This window comes from Mesorhizobium sp. 113-1-2 (assembly GCF_016756475.1).
In the GTDB taxonomy this organism is placed as follows: Bacteria; Pseudomonadota; Alphaproteobacteria; order Rhizobiales; family Rhizobiaceae; genus Mesorhizobium; species Mesorhizobium loti_C.
This window is the reverse complement of record NZ_AP023242.1, coordinates 827,073-841,781: the sequence shown is the minus strand read 5'-3', so window position 1 is coordinate 841,781 and position 14,709 is coordinate 827,073. Positions and strand designations below refer to the sequence as shown.

Here is a 14,709-nt window from a genome sequence, read left to right as displayed (position 1 = left end):
CGGGAGACCGGTCATGGACATCGCGCAGGAAAGCCTCGGCATGCTGGCCGAGGAAACGCTCGACCCCGCCGACTGGGCCGCAGTCCAGGCCCTGTCGCACCAGGTCATCGACGACGCCGTCGATTATCTCAGAGATATCCGGGACCGCCCGGCCTGGCGGGAGATGCCGGCGGAGGTGAGAGAGGCCTTCGCGGCACCCCTGCCGCGCTTCCCCGCGCCGCTGTCCGCTGTCTACAATGAGGTCTCGCGCACGGTGATGTCCTATCCCATGGGCAACATCCATCCGCGCTTCTGGGCCTGGTATATGGGGTCGAGCAACTTCACCGGCGCGCTCGGCGACTTCCTGGCGGCAATCCAGGGCTCCAATCTCGGCGGCGGCAACCACGCCGCCGGGCTGATGGACAGCCAGGTGGTGAGCTGGTGCAAGCAGATGCTGGGTTTTCCCGCCTCCGCCTCCGGCACGCTGGTCAGCGGCGGCTCGATGGCCAACATCATCGGGCTGACGGTGGCCCGCAACACCAAGGCCGGCATCGACGTGCGCGAGCACGGCGTCGCGGCAATCGAAAAGCCGCTGCGCTTCTATGGCTCGGACCAGATCCACTCCTGCCACCGCAAGGCGATGGAAGCGCTCGGTCTCGGCAACCGCGCGCTGCGCCGCATCCCGACCGACGCCGCCCTACGCATCGACATATCGGCCTTGCGAGCGGCGATTTCAGAGGATCGCGCGGCTGGCTTCAAGCCAGCTTGCGTCATCGGCAATGCCGGCACGGTCAACACCGGCGCGATCGACGATCTGCGTGCACTGGCCAAACTCGCGCATGAAGAAGACATGTGGTTCCATGTCGATGGCTGCATCGGCGCGCTGATTGCGATCGCGCCCGACAATGCGCATCGCGTTGCCGGCATCGAATGGGCGGATTCGGTCGCGCTCGATCCGCACAAATGGCTGCATGCGCCGTTCGAGGTCGGCTGCGCCCTCGTCAGGGATGCCGTCGCGCATCGCCGAACCTTCGCGGTGACGCCGGAATATCTGGAATCGACGCCGCGCGGCCTTGCCTCGGGCGAGTGGCTGCACGATTACGGCCTGCAGACCTCGCGCGGCTTTCGCGCGCTCAAAGTCTGGATGGCGCTGAAGGAGCATGGCGTCGACAAATTCGGCCGCCTGATCGACCAGAACATCGCGCAGGCCTCCTATCTCGCCGGGCTGATCGAGACCGAGCCGCTGCTGGAGCTGGCGATGCCGCCGACCATCAACATCGTCTGCTTCCGCTACCAGCCTGGCGTCACCGGCGAGGCGCTGAAGGCGCTCAACACCGAGATCATGCTGCGCCTGCAGGAACTGGGCATCGCCGTGCTTTCCGACACCACCGTGCATGGCGAGCACTGGCTGCGCGTGGCGATCGCCAACCACCGCACAAGGCGCGACGACCTCGACGTTCTGGTCGCCGAGACAGTGCGGCTGGGGCGGGAGATCATGTCGGACGGCTCTCCCCGGAAATAGCCTGAAAAACGCGAGCGACAGGCATGGGCGGCCATGCGATTCTGCGGCGGTGATTCGGGAGGTCCGACCGTGACGCTGTTTCGTATGGCCGTGCTCGCGGCGCTCGTCTGCACGACGCCAGCCAGGGCTGCCGACATGGCCTTCTTCGTCAAGAACCTGCGCAAGGAAGCGGTGGCGGTCGAGCTGTTCAGCCGCGACCGCGAAACGGTCTGGCCGGGCAATGGCAAGGTGTTCCTGATCGACCCGAACTCCCAGAAATCGGTGCCGCTGTCCTGCAATTCCGGGGAGCGCATCTGCTACGGCGCCTGGGTCGATGGCAACGACCGGATCTCGGCCGGCGTCGGGCCTGATAACGACCAGCCTTGCGACACCTGCTGTTTCATCTGCGTCGAACACACCACCGAGACAATCGATCTGGTGCCGTGATTGGCGCCTCCGCGCAGGGGGTCACGTCAGTCCGGCAGACCGGCCTTGCGAAAACCATCTATGAAATGCTCACGCATCGCGTCGTCGCGGAACGGCTCAGTCCAGACCCAGTAGCTGGTGGTGAAATGCGGGTTGCCGATGAGGAACATTTCGACCTCGGCGCGTGCCTCGTCGAGCCGGCCGAGTTGCGCCAGGCTTGCCGCCAGGAAACGGCGTGAGCTCGTCCGATAGGTCTCCTCCCGGCGCAAGGTCTCGACGGCGGCATCGTAATCGCGCGCCGCATATTGCGCCTCGCCGAGCGTCAGATAGTACCAGCTTGCCGGATAGGGATTGAGCCGGAACGCCTTGCGGATGTGCTCGAGGCCTTCCTCGACCCGTCCAGCCAGCACTGCGATGTCGGACAATGTCGCCCAGGCGTCGGCCTCGTTCGGGTCGAGTTCGAACGCCTTGGCGAATTCGACATCCGACTCTTCGAAGCTGCGCTCGTAAGCCAGCAGATTGCCGAGCACCCAGCGGCAGCCGGCATCGTTGGGATCGATCGCCACGGCCCTGCGCGCCAGTTCCAGCGCGATGCGGCGGTTGGGTTCGACCGGCTCGCCCCAATGCACCCATCCCATCCAGTGGTTCATGGCAAGCCAGCGATGAGCCTCGGCGTAGTCCGGATCGAGCGACACAGCGCGCGTCAGCAGCAGATGCGCTTCCCGCGCCGTCTGCGGGGATTCGTCGATCAGCTTGCGCGCCCGCACGCACAGATCGTAGGCCTCGAGATTTGTCGGCCGGTTGCGTGGCGGCGGCGCGCGCAGCCGGCCGAGCAGCGCCTCGACGATCTTGGCCGTGGCCTCGTCCTGAACGGCGAAGATATCGTCCAGGCCGCGATCGAAGCGTTCGGCCCACAGATGCTCGCCGCTCTTGGCGTCGACCAGCTGTGCGTTGATGCGCACGCGCCCTGCTGCGCGTCTGGCGCTGCCCTCCAGGAGATAGCGCACGCCAAGCTCCTCGGCGATCGCGCGCACATCCATCGCCTTGCCCTTGTAGGCAAAGGTCGAGTTGCGCGCGATGACGAACAGGCCCGGGGCCCTGGACAGGTCGGTGATCAAATCCTCGGTCAACCCGTCGGCGAAGGCCTCCTGCTCGGGGTCGTTGCTGAGATTGACGAAAGGCAGCACCGCTATCGATGGTTTGTCGGGCAGCGGCAAGGGTTTGCGCTTCGCGCGGTCGAGCTGTTCGATGGCGCCGGTGAAGCGGTAGCCGACGCGCGGAACCGTCGATATCCATTCACCGCCTTCGGCGGGCGGGCCAAGCAGCTTGCGCAGTTGCGCGATCTGGACGGTGAGGTTGCCTTCCTCGACCGCCGTCCCCGGCCACGCCGCGTCCATCAATTCGGCTTTCTCCAGTATTTCGCCGGGCCGTCCGACGAGTGCGGCAAGCAGCTTCAGCCCGCGATAGCCGACGGCAACGGGATCGTCGTTCCGAAGCAGCGTTCCCGCACCCGGATCAAGCACGAACGGACCAAAGGCAAAGCGCGATCCCTGCATGGGCGCATCTATAGAGCAATTCCGCGAAAAGTGTGAGGCGGTTGGCCGGGAAAAGCACGCAGCGCCTTCTCCAGGGAATGACGCCAAAACAAAGCGTTAGAGCCTGTTTGGAACTTTTGAGAACTATTTGGCAGGGCTTAATTACGCCGCCCTCCATATGCTGCAGAGTTCAACCTCATTCAGATCGAGGGCGGCCCATTCTCAAACCCTATGGGCGCCGAACCACATGGAGGTTGTCATGACCAATATCTTTGCTTCGGCCTCGCATCAGGCAGTGCGGCGGGGAATGTGTGTGGGGCAGACATCGCGCCGGCGCTATAGCCTTGCGAGCCTGCGAAACACCATCGTCACCTGGCGTCAACAGACACGCTTTCGCTGGGACCTCAAGCGGATCTCGGAAGTCAATCCGCATCTGATCGACGACATCGGTCTGACCAGGCGGCAGGTCGAGGAAGAGATCGCCAAGCTGCCCTTCTGGCAACGATAGGGCGAGGCCTGCAATGACGCCTGTTCGTCGTTTAGCTCCTGCGATTATATTAGGGATTGTCGCTATCATCCCTTTAGCGCCGGCCCCCGTCATGGCATGATGACCCCATCGGCCGTGGGGGCCGATTCTTCATCGGGGGTTTCCATGTCTTTCATGCCAGCGCGCCGGCTTGCCGCCGCGTTTTCGTTCGCCGTCCTGTTTGCATCGTCAGCCCATGCCGGCGACGTCACCTTTTCCGTCAAGAACAGCCATCCCAACGCCATGCGCCTTGAACTCTACAGCCAGGACCGCGACTATGTCTGGCCGGGCAACGGCAAGGACTTCTATCTCGACGACGGCGAGACCAAATCGTTGCCGATTTCCTGCAACGAGGGCGAATCGATCTGCTACGGCGCCTGGGTCGATGGCGACGAGGGCACCTATTGGGGCGTCGGCCCCGGCAACAAGGAAAAATGCGACGACTGCTGCTACACCTGCAGCGGCGGCGAGACCGAGGAGATCAATCTCGTCCCCTGACCGGTTTGCCAGCTTGACGGTTTTCCCATTCGAGCCATAGCCTGCACCGAGACGATCACCCAGAGCGCGCCGTACAGCTCCCTTTGAGATGCGGCGTGCTCCAGGCAACAGGAGCACGGCAATGGCAGGCACGGTCGAGGGCGAGAAGATCGACGTCGGCTTTGCCGGCAAGCGCTGCATCCATTCGCGCAATTGCGTGCTCGGCGACCCGCATGTCTTCGTGCCCAACGCGCCTGGGCAATGGATCCATCCCGATGCGGCCAGCGTCGAAAAAATCGTCGCCATCGCCGAAAGCTGCCCGTCCGGCGCCATCACCTATGTCAGGAAGGATGGCGGGCCGCAGGAGCAGCCGCCGGTGGTCAACACCGTGCGGCTGCGCGAAAACGGTCCGCTCGCCGTTCACGCGGAGATCGTGCTCGACGGCGAAACCTTCTATCGCGCCACGCTGTGCCGCTGCGGCGCCTCGGAAAACAAGCCGTTCTGCGACGGCAGCCATACCAAATCGGGTTTCACCGCCACCGGCGAACCGGAGCTGAAGGACACGCCGGCGCTCGAGGCGCGCAATGGCCCGCTGAAAGTGACGCCGACCACCAACGGCCCGCTCAAGCTCGAGGGCAATGTCGAGATCGTCACCGGCACCGGCCACACGATCGACCGCACGCAACGCACCTTCCTCTGTCGCTGCGGCCACTCGGCCAACAAGCCGTTTTGCGACAACACGCATAAAAAGATTGGCTTTGTGGCATGAAAGGCCGTTCGGCAGCGTTAGTGTAGGATGAGGGTTCGCGCTCAGGAGGAAATCCATCATGCGCACCATGCTCGTTCTTGCTCTGCTTGCCTTTGCCATGCCCGCCTATGCCGCCAATCATGCGGTCCAGATCAAGGGCATGAAATTTAACCCGTCGAAAATCTCGGTCGCCGTTGGCGATACCATCACTTTCACCAATGCCGACTCGATGACGCACACCGCCACCGCGCTCGATGGCTCCTTCGACACCGGCCATCTCGCCACCGGCAAGAGCTCCAAGGTCAAGGTATCAGTTGCCGGCGCACATCCATTCCATTGTGCGATCCACAGCTCGATGAAGGGCACTGTCACGGCCAAATAGCGGCATCCTCGCCGCGTCGTGGCCAAGGTTGCCGATCTCCCCTCTCAAGGGGGAGATCGGGCTCGTATCACGGTCATCGCGTGTTGGCCCAGCGCACGCGGCTTTATCGGCGGGCTCGTATCGGCTAAGGGCGGGGAAGTAAAATTCCCTACCCGTCCGGATCGCCAAGAATGACCGCCAAGACCAAGCCAAAACCCCTGTTCCTCGGCATCGACACCGGCGGCACCTATACCGATGCCGTGCTGTGGTCCGAGACCGAAGGTCCCCAGCAGGGGCCGAACAAGGGCAAGGTGCTGGCCAAGGCCAAGGCGCTGACCACCAGGCATGACCTCGCCGTCGGCATTTCCGGCGCGGTCGACGCGGTGCTCGAAAAGGCCGGCACCGATCCGGCTGCGATCAAACTGGTGTCGATGTCGACGACGCTTGCCACCAATGCGCTGGTCGAGGGCCAGGGTGGCCGCGTTGCGCTGGTCATGATTGGTTTTTCCGAAGCCGACCTCGCCCGCGACGGGCTGAAGACGGCGCTCGGCACCGATCCGGTGGTGTTCTGTCCAGGCGGCCATGATGTCCACGGCAATGCCGCCAAGCTCGATTTGTCCGGATTGGAGGAAGCCCTGCCGGAACTCGGCGCCTCGGTGTCCGGCTTTGCCGTCTGTGCCTATTTCGCCACCCGCAACCCCGCGCACGAGATCGCCACCCGCGAACTGATCCGAGAGAAGACCGGCCTGCCGGTCACCGCGAGCCACGAACTATCGGCCAAGCTCGGCGGCCCGCGCCGGGCGCTGACGACGCTGCTCAATGCCAGGCTGATCTCGATGATCGACCGGCTGGTGGCGGCGACCGAAGGCTTTTTGGAAGCCCGCCACATCGCCGCCCCGCTGATGGTGGTGCGCGGCGACGGCGCGCTGGTCTCGGCGGCGTTCGCCCGCCAGCGGCCGATCGAAACCATCCTCTCCGGTCCGGCAGCCAGCCTCGTCGGCGCCCGCCATATGACCGGGCTCGACAATGCCGTGGTCTCCGACATTGGCGGCACCACCACCGACGTCGCGGTGCTCGACAAGGGCCGGCCGCGGCTTGATCCCGAAGGCGCCACCGTCGGCGGTTTCCGCACCATGGTCGAGGCCGTCGCCATGCGCACTTTCGGCCTTGGCGGTGATTCTGAAGTGGCGTTGGAGGACGGCGCGCTTAATCCGAAGATACTGCTTGGGCCGCGCCGCCTGGTGCCGCTGGCGCTGGCCGGCATGGCGCATGGCGACGCCGTCAAATCGGAACTCGAGCGCCAGCTGCGCGCGCCCAATCCCGGCCGCATGGATGGCCGTTTCGCGGTCCGCACCGGCGTGCCGGACAGGCTTGCCGCCGGGCTGACCGCTCCCGAAGCGCGCCTCTACGAGGCGATCGGCGCGACCCCGCTTGCCCTCGACAGGCTGCTGACGTCGAACGCCCAGAACGCCACCTTGAACCGGCTGGTCTCGCGCGGGCTGGTGCATATCTCAGGCTTCACCCCGTCGGACGCCGCACACGTGCTGGGCAAGCAGGCCAATTGGGATGCCGTCACCGCCCGCCTCGGCGCCGAATTGTTCGCCCGCAAGCGCGACGGCCGCGGCCAGCCCATTGCCGCGTCACCGGAGGTGATCTCGGACCGCGTGCTGGTGACGCTGACACGCTGGTCGGCCGAATACATCCTCGAAACCGCCTTCGCCGAGGACGGGCTCGACGGCGCGGCGACCGTGGCGCACGCGCTGGTCCAACGCGCCGTCGATGCCCATCCCGGCATCGCCCGGCTGAGCGTCGCGCTCGACCGCCCGGTCATCGGCCTCGGCGCCTCGGCGCCGCTGCATTATGCCGGCCTGGCGCCGCTGGTTGGCAATGACTGCGTGGTGCCGGAAGACACCGATGTCGCCAACGCGCTCGGCGCCGTCGTCGGCCAGGTCAGGGTGTCTGCCGAGGCGCGGGTCAGCCAGCCCAAGGAAGGGCTGTTTCGTCTTGCCTCCGGAGAAACAGTCCGCGATTTCCTAGACGAGGCGGCGGCGATCGCGGCCGCCGAGGCCGATGTGCGGGCGATCGTGGCCCAGCGCGCCCGGGACGCCGGCACCGACAGCGCCGAGATCGACGTCGCGACCGAATTCAAGGTTTCCACCGTCGAAGCCCAGCGCATGTTCATCGAGGCGCATGTCGTGGCCGTGGCCTCGGGAAGGCCAAGGATCGCGGTGTAGATTCAGGTGAGGCCGGCCTGACCTGAATCCTGCGCCTTCGTCATCAACTCTGAGAAATGGCGGCGTCCCTTAGTCTTGCATTTAGGGTAACGATGATCTTTCGCATGACGGCAGCGATTGCCACCATCGGCTTTTTTCCGTTGGTGACGAGGCGTTTGTAGAAGGGTGCGAATTCGCCCTTTCCAGCTGCGGCGCGCAGGGCCGGCATGAACAGTGCGGTTCTAACATCAGGGCGTCCGCCACGGATTTTGCGGTAGCCTTGCTTTTGTCCGCTGTCGTTTGGGTGTGGTGCAAGGCCAGCAAGGGCTGCAGCTTTGCGGCGTGTCATGGAGCCGAGTTCGGGCAGGATAGCCAAGAGCTTGGCCGCCACGATCGGGCCGAGACTGTCCATGGCCGTGCAGATGGCGGCTCGATGCTTAAGGGCGCTGCTGTTGGCGATCAGTTCGCGGATCTCGGCATCGATGATTTGGAGTTGGCGCTCGACGACTTTGATCACGGCCTCGAAAGAGGTCGCGAGCTTGCGGCCGCCAGGTGCCTTGGCACGGTTCTTCTCTGCGACCTTGATGGTGATGAGTTCCTGGCGGCGGCGAACCAGCGCGCGCAGGCTGGTCTCATCGGCATCGGGCGCCTGCCAAAGGGACAGTTTTGCCCAGCGTTCACGACCGTAGGCTCTCAACATCGCGGCATCGATGGCATCGCTCTTGCCGTGCGTACCGAAGGAGCGGATGTAGCTCTTGACCTTGAGCGTGTCGGCGCGATGGCAGGCAATGCCGGCGCGCAGGCACTCTTCGAGCAGTAGGCTTTCATGGCCGCCTGTCGGCTCGCACACGACAAGGTCGATGTGTTTGTAGCTCTTCAGGAAAGCACGGACAGCTCTGCGCTGATTGAGGATGGTGCCGGTGGTAGTCCCGTCGGCGGCGGTGACGGTGTCCTTGGCGATGTCGAAGCCGAGGCACATTTGCGGTTGTTGGTGCAAGAAGGCCATGCTGGTGGTATCCTTGTCGGGCTTCGGATTGTTTGCGGGCGTGGCGCGAGCCAGCGGCCAATCAACTCTCCAAGCGATGGCGGACAAAGACGGCAGGGACCATGATGACGTCGGGTGTTACCCGGTCCTAAGGGCGGTCGCCTGCCGCCGGGACTGCTGGCTGTGATGGGCCGCAGTCCCGGCCGCCAAACTACCCGATCCTTCTCAAACAATCCTAGGGCGGAGCAGGAGCGAAGCGACGTCGCGGAGACCCTAGGATCCATGCCGTGACGTTGGAAGTAGAATGCAACGGTTCAGAATGCATGCGAAAACAACACTTAGGACGACGAACACTCGGCACTTCGAACGAGGTCAAAATGCCCCACCTTCACCCTAAGCTGAATTGACCCTGCAACCTCAACATGCCAAACGCCCCGCAAAGCCTTTCATCTGGAGTAGCCTGATGACCGATCGCATCGAGATCGCCGGATTGCGGATTGCCCGCGAGCTGCATGATTTTGTAGCTGGCGAGGCCTTGCCTGGCACCGGCATTGCGGCCGTTGCGTTCTGGAACGGTTTTTCGGCCATCGTCCACGACCTCACCCCGAAGAACCGGGCGCTGCTCAAAAAACGCGATGCCATGCAGGAAAAGCTCGACGGCTGGTATCGCGACAATGGCGCGCCGATCGACATGGAGGCCTACAAGGGCTTCCTCAGGGAGATCGGCTATCTCGTTGCCGAGGGGCCAGCCTTCAGCGTGTCGACCGAGAATGTCGATCCGGAAATCGCCGTCGTTGCCGGGCCGCAGCTGGTCGTGCCGGTGATGAATGCGCGCTATGCGCTCAACGCAGCCAATGCGCGCTGGGGCTCGCTCTACGACGCCCTCTACGGCACCGACGCCATCCCCGATGCCGGCGGCGCGGAAAAGGGCAAGAGCTTCAATCCGGCACGTGGCGCCAAGGTCGTGGCGTGGACGAAGAGCTTCCTCGACGAGGCCGCACCGCTGACCTCGGGCAAATGGGCCGGGGTCAACGGCCTTTCGCTGGCACACGGCGCGCTGAAGCTCAGCGCCGGCGCCGGCGGCACCACGCTGGCCGATCCCAGGCAATTCGTCGGCTATCGCGGCGATGCCGCCAACCCCGATGCCGTGCTGCTGGTGAAAAACGGGCTGCATATCGAGATCGTCATCGACCGCGCCAACCAGATCGGCCGTACCGATCCGGCCGGCATTGCCGACGTCATCCTGGAATCGGCGCTGACCACCATCCAGGACTGCGAGGATTCGGTCGCGGCGGTGGATGCTGAGGACAAGGTTGTCGTCTACCGCAACTGGCTCGGCCTGATGAAGGGCGATCTGGCCGAAGAGATCGTCAAGGGCGGGAAGAGTTTCGTCCGCAAGCTCAACCCGGACCGCGTCTACACCGCGCCTGCCGGCGGCCAGCTCACCGTGCCCGGCCGCTCGCTGATGCTGGTCCGGAATGTCGGCCACCTGATGACCAATCCGGCGATCCTGGACCGCGACGGCAACGAGGTGCCGGAAGGCATCATGGATGCCGCGATAACGGCGTTGATCGCGTTGCACGATGTCGGAGCGAAGGGCCGCCGCGCCAATTCCCGCGCCGGCTCGATGTATGTGGTGAAGCCGAAGATGCACGGGCCGGAGGAGGTCGCCTTCGCCGTCGAGATTTTTGATCGCGTCGAGGCCTTGCTCGGCATGGCCAAAAACACCATCAAGATGGGCATCATGGATGAGGAGCGGCGCACCACCGTCAACCTCAAGGAGGCGATCCGCGCGGCACGCGAGCGCGTGGTGTTCATCAACACCGGCTTCCTCGACCGCACCGGCGACGAGATTCACACCTCGATGGAAGCCGGCCCGATGATCCGCAAGGGCGACATGAAGCAGGCCGCCTGGATTTCCGCCTATGAGGCGTGGAATGTCGACACCGGGCTCGAATGCGGGCTCGCCGGCCACGCCCAGATCGGCAAGGGCATGTGGGCAATGCCGGACCTGATGGCGGCGATGCTGGAACAGAAGATTGCCCACCCCAAGGCCGGCGCCAACACCGCCTGGGTGCCGTCGCCGACGGCCGCGACCCTGCATGCCACGCACTATCACAAGGTCGATGTGCATGCCGTGCAGGCGGCGCTGAAGAGCCGGCCGAAGGCCAAGCTCGACGACATCTTGTCGGTGCCGGTGGCGGTGCGGCCGAACTGGACGCCCGACGAGATCCAGCGCGAACTCGACAACAATGCGCAAGGTATCCTGGGCTATGTCGTGCGCTGGATCGACCAGGGCGTCGGCTGCTCGAAAGTGCCCGACATCAACGATGTCGGCCTGATGGAAGACCGCGCCACGCTGCGCATCTCCTCGCAGCACATCGCCAACTGGCTGCGCCACAAAGTGTGCTCGGAAATCCAGGTGCGCGATTCCCTGCAGCGCATGGCGGCCATTGTCGACCGCCAGAATGTCGGCGATCCGCTCTACCAGCCGATGGCGCCGGACTTCGACACTTCAATCGCCTTCCAGGCCGCCTGTGACCTGGTGTTCAAGGGAACGGTTCAGCCGAATGGCTATACCGAGCCGGTGCTGCATGCGCGGCGGCTGGAGCTGAAGGCGAAGCAGGGTTAAGCGGATTTGCGTTGAAATGACCTGACGCAACGGATCGATTAGGTATCGTCGGTCCGCGCTGCCCCGCATTGCCCTGCCGGGCGTTCGTCACTCGAAAAGCCAAGCAATTGGCTTTTCGACCGCTTCGCGGACCGCTCCTCAACTCCCCGTACAGTGACGGGGAGAAAGACGCTGTCATCGCCGATTTCGCCAATCGCCAACGTCGCAGCGAACCGGCGTCACGAGATCGAGCCCTCGATCACATAAATGAGATGTCGACGTGACCGGCAATCGGTTCCAGACGCCTTGACGGTTTGGTGTCTACCTACTAGTTGGTAGGTAATTGAAACGAAAGGTCCCCATCATGCCTGGACAAATTAATGATCAGAGCCGCGCCCCGTCATCGAACGGCTGGCTAAAAAGCTATTATTATCTGCGCTTTGCCGTATCGGCGGCCTGGGTTGCGGCGGCTTTCACAGTCGCGAAGAGCAGCCCGCCACTCGCTGCCGCTATGCTGGTTGCCTACCCCGCATGGGACGCTCTGGCGAACTACATCGACGCCCGGCGCACGGGCGGACTTAGCCGCAACAAGTCGCAATTGCTCAATTTCGTCGTCAGCATCGTCACCGCGATTGCAATTGCCATAGCGCTCGGTCACAGCATGAACGCGGTGCTTTCGGTCTACGGCGTCTGGGCGGTTGTCTCCGGCGTGCTTCAGCTCCTGACGGCGGTGCGCCGCTGGAAAACCAACGGTGCGCAATGGGCGATGATACTGAGCGGCGCCCAATCCGCGCTGGCAGGTGTCTTCTTCGTCAAGATGGCCGGCGGCACGGAGATCATTGGCATCACCAATGTTGCGCCCTATGCCGCGTTCGGTGCCTTCTACTTCCTTGTGTCCGCTCTATGGCTGTCGGTGAGCGACGTCCTTCGCAAGTCGCCGCGGGTCGCAAGTTAAAGTCCCCTTGCGGAAAGGCAGGTACGTGCATGAGCAAGCCTTCGAACACTGCCGATGAGATCCTGGCCGCCGCGCGAACCTTCATCGTCGCCGGCGGGTACAATGGCTTCAGCTACGCCGATATCGCCGAAGTGATCGGCATCCGCAAAGCCAGCATCCACCACCATTTCCCCAGCAAGGTCGACCTCGTGCGGACCCTGCTCAAGCGCTACCTCGAGGAGGCTGTCACGGGCATGGGAGGGCTCGAGCGCGACGTCCCCGAGCCGCCGGCGTTGCTTCGGGCCTATGCCGGCATCTGGGCCCGATGCATCGAGGATGCGAGTGTGCCGTTCTGTGTCTGCGCGCTGCTTGCCAGCGAACTGCCGGCCCTTCCGCCGGAGGTTGCCGTGGAAGTGCGGGCGTATTTTCGGTTCCTCTCGGGATGGCTGTCTGGCGTCATCGAGCGCGGCGCTGAACAGAGGACACTGACAATATCGGGTGCGCCGCGCGTGGAAGCGGAAGCCTTCATGGCGACCGTGCATGGGGCGATGCTCTCTGCTCGGGCTTACGGCGATACCTTGACCTTCGGCATGATCATGACACCGACCCTGCAGAGGCTTATTCCCCGGACGGCTGACTAGGGAAGCCTCTCGACTACGCTGCCCGCGCAATCGTTCGGCATCCTTCGGCAGAACCCCATCAACGGCATCTCAGAGCACGATGTCAGAGCTTCGTCTGCTGCAACGCGCGGCACGGAAGTCAGGCCGCCTGCGCCACCCGTTCCGAACTCATGCGATAGGAAATCGCCTCGGCCAGATGGATGCGGCCGACGGTTTCGCTGGCGTCGAGATCGGCGAGCGTTCTCGCCACTTTCAGCACCCGGTGATAGGCGCGTGCGGAAAAGGCGAGCTTTTCGCTGGCGTCCTTGAGCAGCGACAGGCCGGCTGCGTCGGGCATGGCGATGTCTTCGATGACAGAAGGTGCGCAATGGGCGTTGGTTGTGGCGCTGGTCACGCCGAGCCGTTCGAAACGCTCGCGCTGGAGGGTGCGGGCGCGGGCCACGCGCAGTGCCACGGCTGCACTCTTCTCCGCCCGGTCAGGCCGGATCAGGTCGCTGGCCGAAACCGCCGGCACTTCGATCCTGAGATCAATGCGGTCGAGCAGCGGACCGGAAATGCGCGCCTGGTAGTCGGTGCGGCAGCGTTCGCCGCGCAGGCAGCGATAGCCCGGCTCGCCGGCCATGCCGCAGCGGCACGGGTTCATCGCCGCCACCAGCTGGATGCGCGCCGGATAGGTGACGCGGTGGTTGGCGCGCGCGATCATGCAGTCGCCGGTCTCCAGCGGCTGGCGCAGTGCATCGAGCGTCTGCGGCGTGAATTCGGGGAATTCGTCGAGGAACAGCACGCCGTGATGCGCCAGCGACACTTCGCCCGGCCGCGCGCGCAGCCCGCCACCGACCATCGCCGCCATCGAGGCCGAATGATGCGGGGCGCGGAACGGCCGCCGGTCGGTCAGCTTGCCTTCGCCGAGCTCGCCCGCCACCGAGGCGATCATCGAGACTTCAAGCAATTCCTTCGGCGCCAGCGGCGGCAGGATCGACGGCAGCCGCTGCGCCAGCATCGATTTTCCCGAGCCTGGCGGGCCGACCATCAACAGGTTGTGGCCGCCGGCCGCCGCCACTTCCAGCGCCCGCTTGGCGGTCTCCTGGCCCTTGATGTCGGCAAGGTCGGGCAGGTCGCGCGCCGCGGCATGGATGCCGGCTTCGGGGCGCGACAGCACCTGCGTGCCACGGAAATGGTTGGCGATGGCGATCAGGCTGCGCGGCGCCAGAATGTCGAAATCCTTGCCGGCCCAGGCCGCTTCCGGGCCGCAGGCGAATGGGCAGATCAGGCCCTTGCCCTCGGCATTGGCGCCGATCGCCGCCGGCAAGGCACCGGCGACGGCGGCAATGGTGCCGTCGAGCGAGAGTTCGCCAAGCACGACATAACCGGCCAGCATGTCGCCCGGAATGGCACCAAGGGCGGCCATCAGGCCAAGCGCGATCGGCAGATCGTAATGGCTGCCTTCCTTGGGCAAATCGGCGGGCGCCAGATTGACCGTCACTTTCTTCGACGGCATCGACAGGCCGGAGGCATGGAGCGCGGCCTGCACGCGTTCGCGGCTTTCGGCGACCGCCTTGTCGGGCAGGCCGACGATCTGCATGCCGACTTTGCCGGGCGCGATCATCACCTGCACGTCGACCGGCACGGCCTCGATGCCCTGGAAAGCGACCGTGCGAACCCGCGCCACCATGTTTGCCCCCGGGGCCACAACCCATGCGATTGGCCGAGAATGGCCACTCGGGAAGACAATCACAGTTTCCCGGTCAAATCAAGAACATTACAAGAACGGGCAATCGCAAGGGTTGCAGCTG

13 protein-coding genes are annotated in these 14,709 nt (G+C 64.4%); 10 read left to right on the top strand and 3 right to left on the bottom strand.

What is annotated here, in order from left to right; all coding sequences use genetic code 11:
- The first annotated feature begins 13 nt into the window (after positions 1-13).
- Positions 14-1,501, top strand: coding sequence for a pyridoxal phosphate-dependent decarboxylase family protein (locus JN279_RS03890; protein ID WP_202352043.1), 1,488 nt, complete (start codon positions 14-16; stop codon positions 1,499-1,501).
- A gap of 69 nt (positions 1,502-1,570) precedes the next feature.
- Positions 1,571-1,927 carry a hypothetical protein gene (locus JN279_RS03885; protein WP_202352042.1) on the top strand — a complete coding sequence of 119 codons (357 nt, stop codon included), beginning with the start codon at positions 1,571-1,573 and terminating at the stop codon, positions 1,925-1,927.
- A gap of 26 nt (positions 1,928-1,953) precedes the next feature.
- On the opposite strand, the gene JN279_RS03880 is transcribed toward JN279_RS03885, so the two are convergent.
- Positions 1,954-3,462, bottom strand: coding sequence for a winged helix-turn-helix domain-containing tetratricopeptide repeat protein (locus JN279_RS03880; RefSeq protein WP_096452190.1), 1,509 nt, complete (start codon positions 3,460-3,462; stop codon positions 1,954-1,956).
- A gap of 238 nt (positions 3,463-3,700) precedes the next feature.
- On the opposite strand from JN279_RS03880, the gene JN279_RS03875 reads away from it, so the two are divergent.
- From JN279_RS03875 to JN279_RS03855, 5 genes are all read left to right on the top strand, one after another.
- A complete protein-coding gene (locus JN279_RS03875) occupies positions 3,701-3,949 on the top strand; it encodes a DUF1127 domain-containing protein (protein ID WP_202352041.1) in 249 nt (82 codons plus the stop codon).
- A gap of 144 nt (positions 3,950-4,093) precedes the next feature.
- On the top strand, positions 4,094-4,465 hold the full coding sequence (locus JN279_RS03870) for a hypothetical protein (RefSeq protein WP_202352040.1): 372 nt from the start codon (positions 4,094-4,096) through the stop codon (positions 4,463-4,465).
- A gap of 121 nt (positions 4,466-4,586) precedes the next feature.
- Positions 4,587-5,213 (top strand): CDGSH iron-sulfur domain-containing protein, encoded by a 627-nt coding sequence (locus JN279_RS03865; protein ID WP_202352039.1) that lies wholly within the window; start codon positions 4,587-4,589, stop codon positions 5,211-5,213.
- 58 nt (positions 5,214-5,271) lie between these two features.
- Positions 5,272-5,574, top strand: coding sequence for a cupredoxin domain-containing protein (locus JN279_RS03860; RefSeq protein WP_202352038.1), 303 nt, complete (start codon positions 5,272-5,274; stop codon positions 5,572-5,574).
- 170 nt (positions 5,575-5,744) lie between these two features.
- Positions 5,745-7,787 (top strand): hydantoinase/oxoprolinase family protein, encoded by a 2,043-nt coding sequence (locus JN279_RS03855; protein WP_202352037.1) that lies wholly within the window; start codon positions 5,745-5,747, stop codon positions 7,785-7,787.
- Positions 7,788-7,830: 43 nt separating this feature from the next.
- On the opposite strand, the gene JN279_RS03850 is transcribed toward JN279_RS03855, so the two are convergent.
- Positions 7,831-8,772, bottom strand: coding sequence for an IS110 family transposase (locus JN279_RS03850; protein ID WP_096447894.1), 942 nt, complete (start codon positions 8,770-8,772; stop codon positions 7,831-7,833).
- 442 nt (positions 8,773-9,214) lie between these two features.
- On the opposite strand from JN279_RS03850, the gene JN279_RS03845 reads away from it, so the two are divergent.
- The 3 genes from JN279_RS03845 (at position 9,215) to JN279_RS03835 (ending at position 12,937) form a co-directional block, all read left to right on the top strand.
- Positions 9,215-11,383 (top strand): malate synthase G, encoded by a 2,169-nt coding sequence (locus JN279_RS03845; RefSeq protein WP_202352036.1) that lies wholly within the window; start codon positions 9,215-9,217, stop codon positions 11,381-11,383.
- Between the two features lie 343 nt (positions 11,384-11,726).
- Entirely contained in the window at positions 11,727-12,317 is a 591-nt protein-coding gene (locus tag JN279_RS03840) for a DUF308 domain-containing protein (protein ID WP_202352035.1), read from the top strand.
- 29 nt (positions 12,318-12,346) lie between these two features.
- Positions 12,347-12,937, top strand: a complete 591-nt coding sequence (locus JN279_RS03835) for a TetR/AcrR family transcriptional regulator (protein WP_202352034.1) — start codon at positions 12,347-12,349, stop codon at positions 12,935-12,937.
- Between the two features lie 118 nt (positions 12,938-13,055).
- Here the strand turns inward: JN279_RS03835 and JN279_RS03830 are convergent, their stop codons facing one another.
- Positions 13,056-14,588: a YifB family Mg chelatase-like AAA ATPase gene (locus tag JN279_RS03830; protein WP_202352033.1), complete on the bottom strand. Its 1,533-nt coding sequence runs from the start codon at positions 14,586-14,588 to the stop codon at positions 13,056-13,058.
- Positions 14,589-14,709: the final 121 nt, after the last annotated feature.

Bases quoted from the DNA above. Each gene is read 5' to 3' on its own strand.
- JN279_RS03890 (WP_202352043.1), top strand. From the start codon at position 14: ATGGACATCGCGCAGGAAAGCCTCGGCATGCTGGCCGAGGAAACGCTC.
- JN279_RS03880 (WP_096452190.1), bottom strand. From the start codon at position 3,462: ATGCAGGGATCGCGCTTTGCCTTTGGTCCGTTCGTGCTTGATCCGGGT.
- JN279_RS03875 (WP_202352041.1), top strand. From the start codon at position 3,701: ATGACCAATATCTTTGCTTCGGCCTCGCATCAGGCAGTGCGGCGGGGA.
- JN279_RS03870 (WP_202352040.1), top strand. From the start codon at position 4,094: ATGTCTTTCATGCCAGCGCGCCGGCTTGCCGCCGCGTTTTCGTTCGCC.
- JN279_RS03865 (WP_202352039.1), top strand. From the start codon at position 4,587: ATGGCAGGCACGGTCGAGGGCGAGAAGATCGACGTCGGCTTTGCCGGC.
- JN279_RS03860 (WP_202352038.1), top strand. From the start codon at position 5,272: ATGCGCACCATGCTCGTTCTTGCTCTGCTTGCCTTTGCCATGCCCGCC.
- JN279_RS03855 (WP_202352037.1), top strand. From the start codon at position 5,745: ATGACCGCCAAGACCAAGCCAAAACCCCTGTTCCTCGGCATCGACACC.
- JN279_RS03850 (WP_096447894.1), bottom strand. From the start codon at position 8,772: ATGGCCTTCTTGCACCAACAACCGCAAATGTGCCTCGGCTTCGACATC.
- JN279_RS03845 (WP_202352036.1), top strand. From the start codon at position 9,215: ATGACCGATCGCATCGAGATCGCCGGATTGCGGATTGCCCGCGAGCTG.
- JN279_RS03840 (WP_202352035.1), top strand. From the start codon at position 11,727: ATGCCTGGACAAATTAATGATCAGAGCCGCGCCCCGTCATCGAACGGC.
- JN279_RS03835 (WP_202352034.1), top strand. From the start codon at position 12,347: ATGAGCAAGCCTTCGAACACTGCCGATGAGATCCTGGCCGCCGCGCGA.
- JN279_RS03830 (WP_202352033.1), bottom strand. From the start codon at position 14,588: ATGGTGGCGCGGGTTCGCACGGTCGCTTTCCAGGGCATCGAGGCCGTG.